The organism is Neorhizobium sp. 05N33, assembly GCF_056397445.1.
The window spans coordinates 69,671-86,493 of record NZ_JBFTNK010000011.1 but is presented as its reverse complement, the minus strand read 5'-3'; the positions used below and the strand labels follow the sequence as shown (position 1 = coordinate 86,493).

At 62.2% G+C, this 16,823-nt stretch carries 16 protein-coding genes; 5 read left to right on the top strand and 11 right to left on the bottom strand.

The genetic code is table 11. From position 1 onward, the window contains the following. Positions 1–74: 74 nt before the first annotated feature. The 5 genes from AC1DLT_RS23445 to AC1DLT_RS23425 form a co-directional block, all read right to left on the bottom strand. Positions 75–3,200 (bottom strand): efflux RND transporter permease subunit, encoded by a 3,126-nt coding sequence (locus AC1DLT_RS23445; protein WP_477488338.1) that lies wholly within the window; start codon positions 3,198–3,200, stop codon positions 75–77. Further along, positions 3,197–4,423: an efflux RND transporter periplasmic adaptor subunit gene (locus AC1DLT_RS23440; protein WP_477488337.1), complete on the bottom strand. Its 1,227-nt coding sequence runs from the start codon at positions 4,421–4,423 to the stop codon at positions 3,197–3,199. The genes AC1DLT_RS23445 and AC1DLT_RS23440 overlap by 4 nt, the downstream gene beginning before the upstream one ends. A gap of 201 nt (positions 4,424–4,624) precedes the next feature. Then, positions 4,625–4,828 (bottom strand): hypothetical protein, encoded by a 204-nt coding sequence (locus AC1DLT_RS23435; RefSeq protein ID WP_038541367.1) that lies wholly within the window; start codon positions 4,826–4,828, stop codon positions 4,625–4,627. Positions 4,829–4,928: 100 nt separating this feature from the next. After that, positions 4,929–5,297: a hypothetical protein gene (locus AC1DLT_RS23430; RefSeq protein ID WP_038541369.1), complete on the bottom strand. Its 369-nt coding sequence runs from the start codon at positions 5,295–5,297 to the stop codon at positions 4,929–4,931. 125 nt (positions 5,298–5,422) lie between these two features. Further along, a complete protein-coding gene (locus tag AC1DLT_RS23425) occupies positions 5,423–6,226 on the bottom strand; it encodes an SDR family oxidoreductase (protein ID WP_038541371.1) in 804 nt (267 codons plus the stop codon). A 258-nt stretch (positions 6,227–6,484) separates the two neighbouring features. Between AC1DLT_RS23425 and AC1DLT_RS23420 the strand changes: the two genes are divergently transcribed. Continuing rightward, positions 6,485–8,146, top strand: a complete 1,662-nt coding sequence (locus AC1DLT_RS23420) for an electron transfer flavoprotein-ubiquinone oxidoreductase (RefSeq protein ID WP_477488336.1) — start codon at positions 6,485–6,487, stop codon at positions 8,144–8,146. 4 nt (positions 8,147–8,150) lie between these two features. Here AC1DLT_RS23420 and AC1DLT_RS23415 read toward each other — a convergent pair whose 3' ends face one another. Together AC1DLT_RS23415 and AC1DLT_RS23410 are read right to left on the bottom strand one after the other, a co-directional pair. Continuing rightward, a complete protein-coding gene (locus AC1DLT_RS23415; protein WP_477488335.1) occupies positions 8,151–8,525 on the bottom strand; it encodes a type II toxin-antitoxin system VapC family toxin in 375 nt (124 codons plus the stop codon). Next, positions 8,522–8,728 (bottom strand): type II toxin-antitoxin system VapB family antitoxin, encoded by a 207-nt coding sequence (locus AC1DLT_RS23410; protein WP_247038910.1) that lies wholly within the window; start codon positions 8,726–8,728, stop codon positions 8,522–8,524. Before AC1DLT_RS23410 ends, AC1DLT_RS23415 begins: the two co-directional genes overlap by 4 nt. 180 nt (positions 8,729–8,908) lie before the next feature. Between AC1DLT_RS23410 and AC1DLT_RS23405 the strand changes: the two genes are divergently transcribed. Beyond that, entirely contained in the window at positions 8,909–9,520 is a 612-nt protein-coding gene (locus AC1DLT_RS23405) for a L,D-transpeptidase (RefSeq protein WP_477488334.1), read from the top strand. A 75-nt stretch (positions 9,521–9,595) separates the two neighbouring features. Here AC1DLT_RS23405 and AC1DLT_RS23400 read toward each other — a convergent pair whose 3' ends face one another. Continuing rightward, positions 9,596–10,612 carry a zinc-binding alcohol dehydrogenase family protein gene (locus AC1DLT_RS23400; RefSeq protein ID WP_477488333.1) on the bottom strand — a complete coding sequence of 339 codons (1,017 nt, stop codon included), beginning with the start codon at positions 10,610–10,612 and terminating at the stop codon, positions 9,596–9,598. Positions 10,613–10,735: 123 nt separating this feature from the next. Between AC1DLT_RS23400 and AC1DLT_RS23395 the strand changes: the two genes are divergently transcribed. Further along, positions 10,736–11,131, top strand: coding sequence for a winged helix-turn-helix transcriptional regulator (locus AC1DLT_RS23395; protein WP_477488332.1), 396 nt, complete (start codon positions 10,736–10,738; stop codon positions 11,129–11,131). On the opposite strand, the gene AC1DLT_RS23390 is transcribed toward AC1DLT_RS23395, so the two are convergent. After that, entirely contained in the window at positions 11,132–12,373 is a 1,242-nt protein-coding gene (locus AC1DLT_RS23390; protein ID WP_477488331.1) for an MFS transporter, read from the bottom strand. 270 nt (positions 12,374–12,643) lie between these two features. On the opposite strand from AC1DLT_RS23390, the gene AC1DLT_RS23385 reads away from it, so the two are divergent. Then, the gene (locus AC1DLT_RS23385; RefSeq protein WP_477488330.1) at positions 12,644–13,582 is read left to right on the top strand and encodes a diacylglycerol/lipid kinase family protein; all 939 of its coding nucleotides are present in this window, start codon (positions 12,644–12,646) and stop codon (positions 13,580–13,582) included. A gap of 39 nt (positions 13,583–13,621) precedes the next feature. On the opposite strand, the gene AC1DLT_RS23380 is transcribed toward AC1DLT_RS23385, so the two are convergent. After that, positions 13,622–14,365 (bottom strand): GGDEF domain-containing protein, encoded by a 744-nt coding sequence (locus AC1DLT_RS23380; RefSeq protein ID WP_038541390.1) that lies wholly within the window; start codon positions 14,363–14,365, stop codon positions 13,622–13,624. Between the two features lie 372 nt (positions 14,366–14,737). On the opposite strand from AC1DLT_RS23380, the gene AC1DLT_RS23375 reads away from it, so the two are divergent. Continuing rightward, a complete protein-coding gene (locus tag AC1DLT_RS23375) occupies positions 14,738–15,466 on the top strand; it encodes a hypothetical protein (protein ID WP_247137900.1) in 729 nt (242 codons plus the stop codon). Here the strand turns inward: AC1DLT_RS23375 and AC1DLT_RS23370 are convergent. Continuing rightward, entirely contained in the window at positions 15,463–16,797 is a 1,335-nt protein-coding gene (locus AC1DLT_RS23370) for a glutamine synthetase family protein (protein ID WP_477488329.1), read from the bottom strand. The two genes, AC1DLT_RS23375 and AC1DLT_RS23370, sit on opposite strands and share 4 nt — an antisense overlap. Positions 16,798–16,823: the final 26 nt, after the last annotated feature.

Genomic DNA, 16,823 nt, shown 5'->3' with positions numbered 1-16,823 from the left:
CGTTCAGGTTATCGGTTAAGGTTACCTGCACCGGCGCCCGCCCGCCGGCCCTTTTGGGGCGGCGGTCAGGGGCGTTACTCCGCGGCGATCTGCGTCGGCGCGTCATCGTTTGCCTCGTGCAGGTCCTTGTCCTTCTTCGACCAAAGCCTCCCGAGGAAGCGGCCGAACCGGTCCATCTCCACGAAGATGACGGGCGTAATGAACAGCGTCAGCGCCTGGGAAACGATCAGGCCGCCGACCACCGCGACCCCGAGCGGCTGGCGCAGTTCCGACGAGGCACCGGTGCCGAGCGCGATCGGCAGCGCCCCGAGCAGGGCGCAGAAGGTCGTCATCATGATCGGCCGGAAACGCCGCACGCAGGCCTCGTGGATTGCGACGGCCGCCGTTTCTCCCTTCGAGCGCATCGTCTCCACCGCCACGTCGATCATCATGATCGCGTTCTTCTTGACGATGCCGATCAGCATCAGCAGCCCGATCAGCGCGATGATCGACAGGTCGAAGCCGAACAGCTTCAGTGCCAGCAACGCTCCGAAGGCCGCAGCCGGCAGGCCCGACAGGATCGTCAGCGGGTGGATGAAGCTCTCGTAGAGCACGCCGAGCACCACGTAGATGGTCAGCACCGCGGCAAGGATCAGCAGCGGCGTATTGCCCTGGCTCTGCTGAAAGATCTGCGCCGTGCCGCCATAGGAGGTGAACACGTCGTTCGGCATCTGCAGCTGTGTCTTGATCTGGTCGATCGCCGCCGTCGCGTCCGAGAGCGACACGCCGGCCGGCAGGTTGAACGACACGGTGGTCGAGACAAGCTGGCCGGTCTGGTTGATGGTGACCGGTGCCGTCTGGCGCACGACCGCCGCAAAGTTCGAGAGCGGCACCAGCGAGCCGTTCGAGGACATCACCCTGACGCCCTGCAGCATCTGGTCGCTCCACTGCTGGGTATTGTCGAACTCGGTGATGACGTCGTAGCTGTCGCCGGTCGACTGGATTTCGGCCGCCGTATAACCGCCGAACGCCATCTGCAGCGTCTTGCGCAGTTGGTCGTCGGTAATCCCGAACGACGCCGCCTTTTCCGGGTCGACCTTGATATTGGCTTCGATCGCGTTGTTCTGGGCGTCGGAGGTGACATCGGTGAAATGCGTCCGGTCGGCGCGCATCGCGGTCTGGATCTTGTCCGACCATTCGCTGGTCTGCGAGGCATTCAAGGCCTGCACGACGAGCTGGTATTGGCTGGCCGTCGCCCGCCCGCCAAAGCGCAGGCTCTGCTGCGGCGTGATGAAGGTCTTCATGCCGGCGAACCTGGATGTCGCCTGCCTGAGTTCGCGCAGCGTCTGGTCGAGCGGCGGGCGCTGGTCGCGGTCCTTCAGTTCCACCCAGATCGTGCCGTTGTTGAGCGAGCTGCGGCCATTGCTGCCGACGATCGAGGTGACGTGGTTGACCGCCGGGTTTTTCTGCACGGCGGCCGCGACCTCTGCCTGCAGGTCGCGCATCGCCGGATAGGAAATGTCCTCGCGGGCGCGGGTCGAGATCGTCAGGCGGCCGATATCCTCCTGTGGAAAGAAACTCGTTGGCAGCGTCGTGAACAGGTAAACCGAGGCGCCGACCGAGGCGAGGAAGACAAGGAGGATGACCCCCCGGTTCCTGAGGCACCAGCCGACCGACCGGTCATATCCCTTGAGCGTGCGGCTGAAGCCCGCGTCGAAGATGCGCACCATCAGGCCCGGGTGATGTTCGGCACCCGACAGACGTGAACCGAGCATCGGCGTCACCGTCAGCGAGACGACCGCCGAGGCGACGATGGCGAGCGCCACAACCATGCCGAACTCGTTGAACAGCCGGCCGACCACCCCGCCCATCAACAGGATCGGGATGAACACGGCGATCAGCGAGACCGACATGGAAATGATCGTCGAACTGACTTCACTTGCGCCCTGCAGGGCCGCCTGCATCGGCGGCATGCCGTCCTCGACATGCCGCATGATGTTTTCCAGCATGACGATCGCATCGTCGACCACGAGGCCGACCGAGAGCGTCAGCCCGAGCAGCGAGATATTGTCGATACTGTATCCGAGCACATACATGGCGCCGAACGTGGTGATCAGCGACAGCGGCACGGCAAGCCCCGGAACGAGGGTGGCGGTGATCCGGCCGAGGAAAAGATAGATGACCAGCACGACGAGGCCGATCGTCAGCATCAGCGTGAACTGCACGTCCGAGATCGAGGAGCGGATCGCCGTCGAGGAATCGTTCATGACGCTGATCGACACCGACGCCGGCAGCTCGGCAGAAAGTCCGGGCAGTTTTGCGCGCACCGAATCGACGACATCGACGGTGTTGGCGTCCGGCTGGCGCTGGATGGCGAGAATGATCGACTGGTTGCCGTCATACCAGCTTCCCGCGTCGAGATTGGCAACGCTGTCCTGAACGTTGGCGACATCGCCGAGATGCACGGGCGCACCGTTCGGACTGGCGATTACCAGCGAACGGAACTGATCTGCATTGGTGCGCTGGGTATCGGCATTGATGGTCAGCCGCTGGCTGTTGTTCTGCAGCGAGCCGACCGGCGCCTGGCTGTTGGCGTTGGAGATCGCTTTGGTGACGTTGTCGACGCCGAGATTGCGCGCCTGCAGCTTGTTCGGATCGACCTCGACGCGCACCGCATAGGTCTGGGCGCCGAAGATCGACACTTCCGCGACGCCTGGAAGCGTGGAGAGGGAAGGAGAGAGCACGTCCTCGGCGATTTCGTCGATCTTGCTGCGCGGCATCGTATCGCTGCGGATCGACAGCAGCAGGACCGGCGCGTCGGCCGGGTTCGTCTTGCGGTAGCTCGGCGGCGTCGTCATGTTGTCGGGCAATTGCCGGGTCGCATGCGAGATCGCCGCCTGCACGTCGGCGGCCGCCGCGTCGATATTGCGGTTGAGGTCGAACTGCAGCACGATCGAGGTATTGCCGAGCGAGTTGGTGGCGCTGATCTCGCTGATGCCGGGGATCGTCTCGAACTGCTTGATCAGCGGTGTCGAGACCGCCGTCGCCATCGTCTGCGGCGAGGCGCCGGTCAGCTGGGCGGAGACGTTGATGGTCGGGAAGTCGACCTGCGGCAGGGCGGCGACCGGCAGCAGCTGATAACCGGCAAGGCCGGCGAGCACGGCGCCGATGGCAAGCAGCGTGGTGGCGACCGGGCGGCGGATGCAGAATTGAGGGATCATTGCGCGGCCCCCACTTCGATCGACTGCTCATTGCCCTTGGTGCCGGCCGTCTTCTGGCCGTTGCCGAACTGCTCGACGACGGTCGCGCCATCGACGAGCTGCACCTGGCCCTCGACCACCACATGCGCACCTTCGGTGAGCCCGCTGGCAATCGCCGTGTTCGGGCCGTTCGAACGTGCCACCTTGACCGGCATCACATGAACTTTCTTGTCGTCGCCGACCGCATAGACGAACGGGCTGTCGACGCCCGGATTGACCGCCACCGTCGGCACCACGATATCCCTGTCGCCGCTCTCGAAATGCACGGTGACATTCAGCGATTGCCCCGGCCAGAGCGTTCCGGATGGATTGTCGAACCGCGCCTTGGCAAGGATCGTGCCCGAAGCGGGGTCGACGCTGTTGTCGAAGAAGCTCAAGGTTCCCGTGGCCGAGGTACCGCCGCCTTGCGGCACGGCATCGACCGTTACGGCATTTGCCGAAGCGCCCTGCTTGAGCTGGCCGAGATAGGCCTCGGGAAGGTGGAATTTCACATAGATCGGATCGTATTTGGCGATCGTCACCACCGCCGAGCCGGCGCTGAGATAGGCGCCGGTGCTGATGTCGATATCGCCCAGCCTTCCGTCGAAAGGCGCCCGGATGTCCGTGTGGTCGATTGCGATCTGATCGGAGGCAATCGCCGCGTTGTCGCTCTGCACGGTGGCGGCCGCTGTATCCTGTGCCGCCTTCGCCTGGTCGACGGTCTGCTGCGTGCCGGCATTGCCGCGCAGCAGGTCGTTGGCGCGGGAGAGCGCCGTCTGAGCCTGGGTCAGCGTCGCCTGGTCGCGAACGAGCAGCGCCTTGTCCTTGTCGAGCGCGGCCTTGGCGGTGCGGTCGTCGAGCTTGGCGATCAGGTCGCCCGCCTTGACGAAGGCGCCGTCAGTCGCGGTGATGCTGACGACGATGCCCGGCTGCTGTGCGGCGATCGTGGTATTCTGATCGGCATTGGCCGCGCCCGAGGCGGTCACGTCCATCGGCAGGGCGGCGCGGGTGGCGGCGACGGTCTTCACCGCCGGCGGCGGACCGCCTGCTCCGCGACGTCGCTGCGTGCCCGTCGACTGGCCGTCCCCGGCATCGGCGGATGCCTGCTGGATGAAGGGTGAAAGAAAGGGAAGCCGATCGCGGAACTCCCAGCCCGCAACGCCGGCAGCGACAAGAATGCCAGCAAAAATCCAGATCTTCTTCATGAGGTGACCGCTCGCCTATGGTTGTGCCAATGGTATCGCTCCATCGAACTGCCCATATTGCGGCGCAAAAAAGACAAGTTTTGGCTGATCGCCTCACTAACCGGTGAAGGTGGATTAAAGGTTTGTAATGAAGGGCTTAGAATGAACTGGAGTTAATCTTTCTCGCCTTCTGGATGCGCCGCTGAACTGCGCTCGCCGCAGCTAGCGCAGAAACCGCCGGGCGCCCCAGATGACCACGACGCCGATGATCGCGACGATGGCGCCCCTGATGATCCAGGGCGTCTGGTTGATCATGAAACTGCTGGCGGGATAGGGGAAGGCGCCGCTGCCCTGGCCGATCCAGATGAGGCCGAGCACGACCAGCAGGGCACCGATGATCGAAAGCGCAAGTCGAGTGAATTTCATGGAAAAATCTCCAAAGGCAAGGTCCGGAGATCATAGGCTTGGGCGAAGGCTCCCGCGAGACGAATTTGCGTGATGTCACATCGTCCTGAACCGTGTCCGGTCAGACGTCTTCGTAATAAGTGGCGATCAGCGAGCGTGGCGCTGGTTCCTCGCCGTCGGCCAGGAAGAAACTGCCGGCGATGCGGCTCGATGGAGACAGGCTGTCGAGGAGGTTGCGGACCACAACATCGTCCACGGCCTCAAGGCTTCGCGCATGCATCATGCCCGGCCGGCTGGAGATCGCCGAAGTCTCGGCTGCGTGCCGGGTTGCTGCTTCCCAGGTGCCTGCATAGGTCGCGACCTGTCCGGCCGCAAGCGTCGCCGAGATCGACGCAGCCGAGGAGGCTGCCGAAGGCGCCGCGACGTGAGGCACGGCGGAGGGGATACTGGGCGATGCAGCTTCGGTCGCCCCCGAAACACTTTCGATCATGCCGGCGATCCTTTAATTTGGGGGCCGGCTTGCCTCTTAGCTGAGGCGAATTGAGATACCGCCAACGGCGGCAGCTCAATTCGATTTAATGTTTAACGACCTCAGTTTAACGGTCGCTCGGAAGATCAGATCGAACGCGACGCGCCGCCGTCGACCCGGAGCATCGTGCCGGTGACATAGCTTGCCGGGACCGAGCAGAGGAACGCGCCGGCGGCTGCAAATTCCTCGACCCTGCCGAGCCGGCCGGCGGGAATGGTCTTCAGCGAGGCGGAGCGGATTTCTTCCACCGACTTGCCGGTGCGCTTGGCATTGGCGCCGTCGAGTTCGTCAATACGGTCGGTATGGATGCGGCCGGGAAGCAGCATGTTGCAGGTAATGCCGAACCCCGCCACTTCGGTGGCGATCGTCTTGTTCCAGCCGACCAGCGCAGAGCGCAGGGTGTTGGACAGCGCAAGGTTGGCGATCGGCTCGTAGACGCCCGACGAGGCGCAGGTGAGAATGCGGCCCCAGCCCTGTTCCTTCATCTGCGGCAGGAAGGCGTTGGTGAGCGTGATGACGCGCAGAACCATGGACTGGAAGAAGATGTCGAGCTTGTCGGCGGTCATGTCTTCCGCGGTGCCGGGCGTCGGGCCGCCGGTATTGTTGACCAGAATGTCGATGCCGCCGAGCTTCTCCTTGACGGCGGTCTTCATCGCCTCGACGAAATTCTCCTCGGAAAGGTCGCCCCAGACCCAGTCTGCTTTTCCCCCATTGGCCTTTACCTGGCCTTCGGCATTGATCGCCTTGCAATTGTCCGCCAGCCGTTCGCCGGAGCGGCCGACGAGGAGAACATGGGCGCCTTCGCTCGCCAGAGCCTTGGCGATGCCGAGGCCAAGCCCGCGCGACGAGGCGAGCACGAGAGCGCGTTTGCCGTTGAGACCGAGATCCATGGTTCTGTTCCTTCCCCAATTCCTGTAATCGGTTGTCGGGCCTTTATAGCAGCGACAGAAGGCTGCGAAAGGTCGATCTTGCTTTCTGCGGTTCGGTGTCTATAGTTGACGTGAACGTAAACGTAATATGAGAAAACCGAAACACCATTTGCGCGAATGACAAGGCGGAGGACGTTTTCCCGCCTCGACAAGCCGGGGCGGTTTTGTCAAACAGGTTGCCTGAATAAAGCCGGAAGGGGCCGGCGAGCGGAGTTGGATATGAACGAGCAAGAACTGCCAGAACGCGAGAGCATGGAATTCGACGTGGTGATCGTCGGCGCGGGTCCTGCGGGGCTTTCAGCCGCGATCCGCCTGAAGCAGGTCAATCCGGACCTGACCGTCGTGGTGCTCGAAAAGGGTTCGGAAGTCGGCGCCCATATCCTGTCCGGCGCGGTTGTCGATCCGGTCGGCATCGACGCGCTGCTGCCCGGCTGGCGCGAGGAGGCGGATCATCCGTTCAAAACCCCGGTCACCGCCGACCATTTCCTGTTCTTAGGCCCCGCCGGCTCGATCCGCCTGCCGAATTTCATGATGCCGCCACTGATGAACAATCACGGCAACTACATAGTCTCGCTCGGCAACGTCTGTCGCTGGCTCGCCGAAAAGGCGGAAGCGCTCGGCGTCGAGATCTATCCGGGCTTTGCCGCCACCGAAGTGCTCTATGACGAAAACGGCGCGGTCAAGGGTGTGGCGACTGGCGACATGGGCGTCGAGCGCAATGGCGAGCCCGGCCCGGCCTTTACCCGGGGCATGGAACTGATCGGCAAATACACGCTGATCGGCGAAGGCGTGCGCGGATCGCTCGCCAAGCAGTTGATCCTGCGATTCGACCTGCAGAAGGATCGCGAGCCCCAGAAATACGGCATCGGCCTCAAGGAACTCTGGCAGGTGAAGCCGGAAAACCATCGTCCGGGCCTGGTACAGCATTCCTTCGGCTGGCCGCTCGGCATGAAGACCGGCGGCGGTTCGTTCCTCTATCACCTGGAGGACAATCTGGTCGCCGTCGGCTTCGTTGTGCACCTGAACTACAAGAACCCGTATCTCTATCCGTTCGAGGAATTCCAGCGCTTCAAGACGCACCAGGCGATCCGCGGAACGTTCGAGGGAGCAAAACGCCTCTCCTACGGGGCCCGCGCCATCACCGAGGGCGGATACCAGTCGGTGCCGAAACTGACCTTCCCGGGCGGCGCGCTGATCGGCTGTTCCGCCGGCCTCGTCAACGTGCCGCGCATCAAGGGCAGCCACAACGCCGTCCTGTCCGGCATTCTCGCCGCCGACAACATCGCCAGGGCAATCGAAGCCGGCCGTGCCAATGACGAGGTCGTCGAGATCGAAAACGAATGGCGCTCGACGCCGATCGGCACGGACCTGAAACGGGTGCGCAACGTCAAGCCGCTCTGGTCGAAACTCGGCACCGGCCTCGGCATCGCGCTCGGCGGCCTCGACATGTGGACCAACCAGTTGTTCGGCCTGTCGATCTTCGGCACGCTGAAACACGGCAAGACCGACGCAGCCTCGCTGGAACCGGCAGCCCGGCACAAGAAGATCGTCTATCCGAAGCCGGACGGCGTGCTTACCTTCGACCGGCTGTCCTCGGTGTTCCTGTCGAACACCAACCACGAGGAAGACCAGCCGGTCCATCTACAGGTCAAGGACATGGACCTGCAGAAGCGCTCGGAGCTGGACGTCTATGGCGGTCCCTCGACGCGCTACTGTCCGGCCGGCGTCTACGAGTGGGTGGAGAAGGACGGCGAAGAAGTCTACGTGATCAACGCCCAGAACTGCGTCCACTGCAAGACCTGCGACATCAAGGACCCCAACCAGAACATCAACTGGGTTCCACCGCAGGGCGGCGAGGGGCCGGTCTATCCGAATATGTGATCTCTCAGTGCAGATGGCTTGGCATTGCAATGCCAACGGCATGCGCCATCCTGTGAAGCTTCTTGTCGCGCGTCCATAATGCGTGACCATCCGAAAGAAACACGGACGCAACCAGGTGTGCGTCAACATAGCCGATACCTGTTCCGAAGAGCGCCTTACTGCGGATCATGTGCCGTACTTCGTTGTCGTCCGCTTTGATTATGATCGGCAAATCCCCCAACATAGCCATCACATCGTCGTATCGTGGGATATGTCCCAACGACAACTCCCCGATAACGAACGGATGAATGATAACCTCTTCCGCATCTAACAATGCCTGCAGATGTGCGTCGCCGGCCCGAAAATGATCTACCCAGATTGAGCTATCGACAAGGATCATTCCGGCTCCACCGGATCGAAGCGCCGCCGGGGAGGAGCCACAAGATCGGGTGCGCTTCCTCCAAGCTGGGCCAGGCGCCTGGCCGCCTCCCGCTGGACGAGCCCTTCGAGAGCCAGCCGGATCAAGGTGGGAGTTTCGGTAACTCCCGTATATTTGCGAGCTTTATCAAGCAATTCATCGTCGATGGTTATGGTCGTACGCATAGCCGGTCTCCTTGTCATCAAAAATAGCATCAATTGATGCGGAATTCAATGCGGATGCGTCGTGTCGCGATCTACTTCTAACGCGTTCGTGATGACTGCAATAACCGCCCGTTTAGCACTTCATTAACCATAATATTCTTAAGTTCGGCGTCATCTTCTCGACGCATCAAGGACACATTCATGACGATCTCCCGTCGCGGCTTTCTTGGCGGTCTGCCGCTTCTGCTTGCCGGTTGCGCTTCCACCATCAACGATCAGACGAACTACGCAGCACTGCCGAATGAACAGTTCCCGCTGAAGACCGTACCGGTCGAGAACATAAAGCCGGAGCTGCGCCGCACGGAAGTCGCCTATGTCACCCCGCATGCAGCCGGCACCGTGGTCGTCGACACGCCGGCCCGCCGCGCCTATTACATTCTCGGCAACGGCCGCGCGATCCGGTATGGCGTCGGCGTCGGCCGTGCCGGACTGGCGCTTGCCGGCAATGCCTATGTCGGCCGCAAGGCCGAATGGCCCACCTGGACGCCCACCGAAAACATGCAGCGCCGCGAGGAGCGATATCGGAAACTCGCAGGCGGCATGCCTGGTGGCCCGAACAATCCGCTTGGCGCCCGCGCCATGTATCTCTATCGCGGCGGTAACGACACGCATTTCCGCATCCATGGCACCAACCAGCCGCAATCGATTGGGCTTGCCATGTCGAGCGGCTGCATCCGCATGATGAACCATGACGTCGTCGATCTCTACAGCCGCGTCAATGTCGGCGCCAAGGTCGTTGTCATCCAGGCTTGATCCACCGCCAGGCCGCTAAGAAAGCCCGCCGTTTCAGCCACGGCGGGCTTTCTTTGTTTCTTTCACAGGACCTCGTCAGAAGCCCGAAAGCACGAGCTTGCCCTTGGTGCGGTTGCTTTCGACCATCGCATGCGCCTTCTTCAGGTTCGCGGCGTTGATCGGCCCCAGCGTCTCGGCAAGCGTCGTTCGGATCTTTCTGGTATCGACCAATTCCGCGACGTGGTTCAAAAGCTTGTGCTGCTCGATCATATCGGCGGTCTGGAAGACGGCACGCGCGAACATCATCTCCCAATGCACCGACAGCGCCTTGCTCTTGAAGGCGCGCAGGTCCATCGGCTCCTTCGGATCGTCGATCAGCGCCAGCCGGCCCTGCGGTGCGATCAGCTCCAGGATGTCCTGGAGATGGTTTTCCGTATGGGTCGTGGAGAAGACGAAGGCGGGTGCGCCGATCGCCATCTGGGCAAGTTGCGGCGCCATCGGCTTCGAATGGTCGAGCACGTGGTGGGCGCCGAGTTCCTTGATCCAAGCTTGCGTTTCCGGCCGCGAACCGGTGCCGATCACTGTCACGTCTGACAGTTCGCGCAGGAGCTGGATGGTGATCGAGCCGACCCCGCCGGCGCCGCCGATGACCAGCACCGCGTTCCAGGCGCCGGTTACCTTGTCCTGCACCTTCATGCGGTGGAACAGCGTCTCGTAGGCGGTGATCGCCGTCAGCGGCAGGGCGGCTGCTTCCTCGAAGCTCAGGGTCTTCGGCTTGAAGCCGACGATGCGCTCGTCGACCAGATGGAATTCCGCATTGGTGCCCGGCCGGTTGATCACGCCGGCATAATAGACCTCGTCGCCCGGCTTGAAGAGTTTGACGCCCGGGCCGACCGCCTTGACCACGCCGGCAGCATCATAACCGAGGATTCGGTGCTGGCCGGGTTCGACCGGGGCCGAGCGGCGCACCTTGGTATCGACCGGATTGACCGAGACCGCCCTGATCTCGACCAGCAGGTCGCGGCCGGTCGCCTCCGGCATGGGCAGATCGATGTCGATCAGCGAGGTTTCGGCGGTAATGGGCTGGGGCATGTTGAAGCCGACGGCGCGCATGGAACGTCTCCTTGGTTTGTGTCCTGTTGTCCGGAGACTAGATGGCGCCTATGTTCAAGGAGCGCAAGAATGCACATTTTTGGTCTATAGTACCGAAAAGTATACCGTGAAAGGACGCTGACCATGTCGAAACCCCGTGCAAAGCTGACCGACAATTTCCCAGGCTGCCCGGTGGAGTCGACCCTGAGTTTCCTCGATGGGAAATGGAAAGGCGTCATCCTTTATCACCTGTTGCAAGACGGCACGCTGCGCTTCAACGAACTGCGCCGCCGCATTCCGGCGGTCACCCAGCGCATGCTGACCAAGCAGCTGCGGGAACTGGAAGAGGCAGGCTTGCTGTCCCGCACCGTATTCCCGGTCGTGCCGCCGCGCGTCGATTATGCGCTGACGCCGATCGGCCGCAGCCTGGAACCGGTCATCGCCGCACTCCGTCTCTGGGGCAAGGAACACGTCATCTGCGAGAATGGCCGGAAATATATGGTCATGTCGGAGGCTGAAAAGCCATCTAAGGCGGCCTGATCAGGCCGCCGCGACCTTCCGGTCGAGCGCTGCCGATACCGCGAACACCCCAAAACCCAGAAGCGATAGCACCGCGCCCACATAGCCGGTCGCGGCAAAACCCCAGCCCCAGGCGATCACCAGCCCGCCCAGCCAGGCGCCGAGCGCGTTGGCGATGTTGAAGGCCGAGTGGTTGGAGGCGGCAGCAAGCGTCTGCGCGTCGGCTGCGACATCCATCAGCCGCGTCTGCAGCGCAGGGCCAGCAGCGAAGCCGCAGCCGATCAGGAACACGCAAAGGCAGAGCACGGCCGGATATTGCGCCCACAGGCCGAAGGCGCCCATGACGACGATGTTGAAAAGCATCACGCCGCCGATCGTGCCCTTGAGCGACAGGTCGGCCAGCCGCGAGCCGACGATATTGCCGACATTCATGCCGATGCCGAACAGCGTCAGCACGATCGCCACCATGCCGACCGACATTCCGGCCGTCACCGTCGTGGTCGAGGCGATGTAGCTGAACACCGAGAACATGCCGCCGAAACCGACCGCCGCGATGCCGAGCGTCAGCCATACCTGCGCGCGGCCGAAGGCGCTCAGCTCGCGCCAGATGCTGGCGCCCTCATGCACCTTGTCGCGCGGCTGGAAATACCAGAGCAGCGCCACCGTCACCACGCCGATGCCGCCGACCAGGAAGAAGGCGGCGCGCCAGTTGAGCATCTGTCCCATGAAGGTGGCGATCGGCGTGCCGACCAGGGTCGCGACGGTGAGGCCGAGCATCACCCGGCCGACGGCGCGGGCGCGCTTGTTGGGCGGCACCATCGAGGCGGCAACGAGAGCCGCGACGCCGAAATAGGCGCCATGCGGCAGGCCGGTGATGAAGCGCAGCGCGGTAAAGCTCCAGAAGTCCGGGGCGGCGGCGCTCAGGATATTACCGAGCGCAAACACCGTCATCAGGATCAGCAGCAGCGAGCGCCGCGTCATCCGCGCGGCCGCGACCGCGATGATCGGCGCGCCGATGACAACACCGAGGGCATAGGCGCTGATCACGTAGCCCGCCATCGGAATGCTGACCTGATAGGTGGAGGCGACATCCGGCAGCAGCCCCATGATGGCGAATTCGCCGGTGCCGATTCCGAAACCTCCAACCGCCAGCGCGATCTCGATCAGGATGACGGCGAGCCGCGAAAGCTCTGATGCATTATCAAAATCTTTGGCTTCCGAACGGTCCCGTGCGGATTGAAAATCGGCGGCAGTATCGGTCATAACGTTGAATCTGCTGGAAAAAGACGCGGGTAGGATGTGGGAGGCATCCACCCGCTCTGGAGGTGAGTGGGTCATCGAATGACCGGACTTAAGGCTAACACGGCATGGTGCGTTGCGGTAGTATCCGCCATTTATTCAGGCGTGCTCTCACGGGATTGTGAGTTTTTTCCTGAAGCGACGGCGGGCTTGTTGATAAAACTCCCGGTCGCAACCATTTCTCTGATGGGCCGTTGTCCCGCGCCAAATCCGCTCCTCTGCAAGCGAGAGCAAATGAACCTCTTTGCCGTCTTCAACCGCGATGGCGGTACCTTCCGAACCACAGACATGGACGCCTATTGCGCTCGAGCAGCCGAGACGTTCAAGGCGGCCGGTCACGAGATCGAATGCCATGTGGTATCCGGCAAGGACGTGGTCTCGACCATGGAAAAGGCGGCCTCGACGCCAGGCGTCGAAGGGCTGATCGCCGGCGGCGGCGACGGCACGATCTCGGCCGCCGCCGGCATCGCGTGGAAAAGCGGCATCGCGCTCGGCGTCGTGCCGGCAGGCACCATGAACCTTTTCGCCCGCTCGCTGAAACTGCCGCTCGATATCTGGCAGGTGCTGGATGCTTTGGCGCAGGCGCGGCCGGAAAACATCGATATTGCCAGCGCCAACGGCAAGAGTTTCGTGCATCAGTTTTCTGCCGGCATGCATGCGCGCATGGTGCGCTATCGCAACTCGATGACCTTCGCCTCACGGCTTGGCAAGATACGCGCGAGCACGAGGGCGGCGATCGGCGTCATGTTCAATCCGCCGGAATTCGAGGTGGAATACAATGCGGGCGGCAAGGTCGGGCACCGCAGGGTCTCGGCCATCTCCGTTTCCAACAACGAGTTCGGCCGCGACCCGCTGATGTTTGCCGACAGCCTGACCGGCGGCCATCTCGGCTTTTATGTCGCCGATCCGCTGACGCCGGCGGGCGTGGTGCGGCTGACTTTCGACATCCTGCGCGGCCGGCTGAAGGAAAACGCCGCGGTCACCGCGATGACGGTGACCGAACTGGAACTGCATTTCCCCCGCGAGCGCCACGATATCCGCTGCGTCATCGACGGCGAGCTGCTCCCCATGGACCGCGACGTGCTGTTGAAGATCCATGCGGGCGAGCTAACCGTTCTGGTCAACCGGCCGCAGGAGCGTGTGACGCAGGAACGGGACGGCAGCGGCATCTGAGCGGGCTCGCGGCGATATCCGAGCAGTTCGGCCGCCTCTTCAGATGGATGAAACGACCCGATTTCGCCCGAGCGATTTTGCCTCGTATAGATTTACATCGGCGGCTCTGAGACTTTCAGAAGGGTCAAAGCCCGAAGCGCACTGGATAGCTCCGATGCTGGCCGACACCGGGACGCTCGATCGTGAGGCGGAGCGCATGTCCATGCCTTCGATGAGTCCGCGGATATCCTCGCACCACCTCAACATCTCGTCGACGCTCAGGCCGCCTTGAAAGAGAGCGAATTCTTCGCCTCCGAGGCGGCCCGCTATGTTGAATTGCCCGTCATACGTGGCGAGTATCTGCCCGGTGCGGCGAAGGACCTCGTCACCGGCTGCATGGCCGTGGCGATCGTTGATCGATTTGAAGTGGTCGAGATCCAGAAAAATAAGGGCTCCGGTTACACCCTCCCGGCTGAGGGTCTGCAGTTCTTCCATAAAGGCGCTGCGGTTCAACAGCCCGGTCAATCCGTCGTGGCGGGACTGCCGGTGAAGCTCCTCGTAGGCGGCTGCCAGTTTGGCGAGTGCGTCAGAGGCCTTGGCTTCTGCACGCCGGATTCGTTCCGACTGGCTGTAAAGCACGGCCGAGGCGGGGATAGAGATGGCAAGCGGGCAAACGATCGTCATCACCAGGCCGGCACCGGCCACTTCCCCGCCCAACATCGGAACGAAGGTAAACGATATAGCCAGAGAAGCGAGCAGGGACAGGAGGCCGGTAAGGAGTGACTTGGCGATAACAATACGCATCGGATGTGCCGCAAGACTTCAAATATCGAGCTTCCTTAGGCCTTATGAATTTAAGATAGGTTGAAACATTCGCTTAAACATCGATCGTGTGCAGCCGATGGATCGTCCCTGTTTGCGGTGGGGCGATGCTGCCGGTCCGTGCGGGCGAGCCGACGGTGCTAATCAACCGGACACAGGAACGGGACGTCAGCAGGATTTGAGCGAGTCCGAAGCCTGCGATACAACCTCTTGCATCCGTTTGTTCATATCCCGTTAACTGGGGATCACTAGATTTTCAACCATTGATAGAATCATTGGTTGGTCTGGCCATGAAGCGCCCGACAAATCGCGGCAATGCCCATCAAGGGTGGCGCGTCGCGGGCGAGGGCCGGCATGACTTCCATCTCCGTTGTTCAACCTGCGGCTTTGCTGATCCTTCAGCAGGCGAATGCGCAGCCTGCCGAAAATGAAGAAGACAAGACCGAGGAGAAGAAGGCCGATCTCGTCCAGGTGGCGAACGGAATTACCGGCGAGCCCGCCAGGGAAACGATGCGGGCGGCATTCGCAGTGAATGCGGCCTTCATCGATGTGGATGAGAAGAGCCAGCTGGTTTCCGATGCGATCGCGTTCATCGGCTCCGATAAGTTCAAGATAAGCGACCCGACCGCAAAACTGATGCTGAAAGTCCTGCTTTCCGAAAAGGGCTGGCAGTTCATGCAGCTGGCGAACCAGCAGTATGAGGTACATGGCGGCCTCACGCGCGAAAGCTTGTTCGCGCTTACCCTTCCGCAGATGATCGCCAAGAATCGCGAGCTGTTCACCGATGACGAAATCGAGATCGGCATCAAGTTCAAGGATGTGGGCGGCGTTGTCGTCTTCATCCCCGACAGCAAGGGCAACAGCACCTATCGCGATCTGGTCAAGGCGATATCAGAGGAAGAGATAGCGGCCCAGGTCACCGGCAATAAAGAAGGGTTGTTTCAGCTCTACGAGGAATTCGGTAAGTTCTCCGCAGCGATGACCAAGGCCTTCGACTACAAGGAGGACGAGGGATCGCCGATGCTGATCGATATCGACGATCTGGCGAGCGCGCCCTGGATCCTGAAGCCGCCTCGATCCTAGATCCGCGGCAGATAGGTCTGGTAGTCGAAATCCGAGACCGTGCGCAGGTAGGTGATCGCCTCCTTGCGCTTCGTGTCGCCATAGAGCTTCTGATAGCGCGCGCCAAAAACGTCGGCGATGAAGGGCGAGGCGGAAAATTCCTCGACCGCCGTCAGGAAATCGTGCGTCAGCTTGTTTGTACCGGCCGGCGGCTCCTTGCCGGGTTCGGTTGCAGGGCCCGGATCGAGCGTTTCGTCCAATCCTAAAAGCATGCCGCCGAGGATGGCGGTCAGCAGCAGATACGGATTGACGTCGGCACCGGCGACGCGGTGCTCAATGCGGGCAGCAGGCCCCTGGGCGTCCGGAATGCGCACCGCAGTCCCCCGATGACCGTAGCCCCAGTCGATGTCGACCGGCGCGAAGGATCCCGGCTGGAAACGGCGGTAGGAATTGGCGAACGGTGCGAAGACCAGCTGAGCATCGCGCATCGTGTCTAGCATTCCGGCGCAGACGGATTTGAGCCTCACCGGGTCGCCGCCCTTCGCGTCCAGCACATTGTTGCCGTCCCGGTCGATGATGCTCGCATGCACATGCAGGCCGGAGCCCGCATGGTCCGCATAGGGCTTTGCCATGCAGGTGGATTTGAGGCCGTGCTTCTTTGCCGCCTGTTCGGCGATGCGCTTGAGATAGATGCAGTCGTCGGCGGCCGCCAGCGCATCGGCGCGGTGCAGGAGGTTGATCTCGAACTGGCCCGGGCCGAATTCCGCGGTCGTCGCATCCGCCGGCAGTCCTTGAGCCTTGGCCCAGGTCCGCACCGTCTGCAGGTAGTCGTCGAGTGCATCGACAGCGCTCATGTCGTAGAGCTGGAAGCCGTTCGGCTCACCGCGATAGGTCAGCTTTGCCGGCGGTCGCGGCCTGCCGGTCTCGCGCCAGTCGTCCTCGATCACGTAGAATTCGAGCTCGGTCGCCACGACCGGCGTCAGGCCGCGCTCCTCGAAGCGCTTGAGAAGGGCCGCGAGAATGGCGCGCGGATCCATGAAGGAAGGCGTGCCGTCGAATTCGTGCATGGTTGAAAGCACCTGCTTCGACCCTTCCGGCGCCCACGGCATTGGCGCAAGGCTACGCTTGTCGGGAATGCACACCCCGTCCGGGTCGCCGACCGACAGCGACAGGCCGGTAATGTCGTCATTGTCGTCGCCCCAGATATCCAGCGACTGGGTGGAGGAAGGCAGGCGCACCGTACCGTCCCAGACCCTCTTTTCCGCCTCGAGCGGAATCTGCTTGCCGCGCAGGTCGCCGTTCATGCCGACGAGCAGGATTTCGATGCGGGGCGGTGCAGAATCGGAAGCCATGAGGAATGTCTTTTGACGGGTGTTGC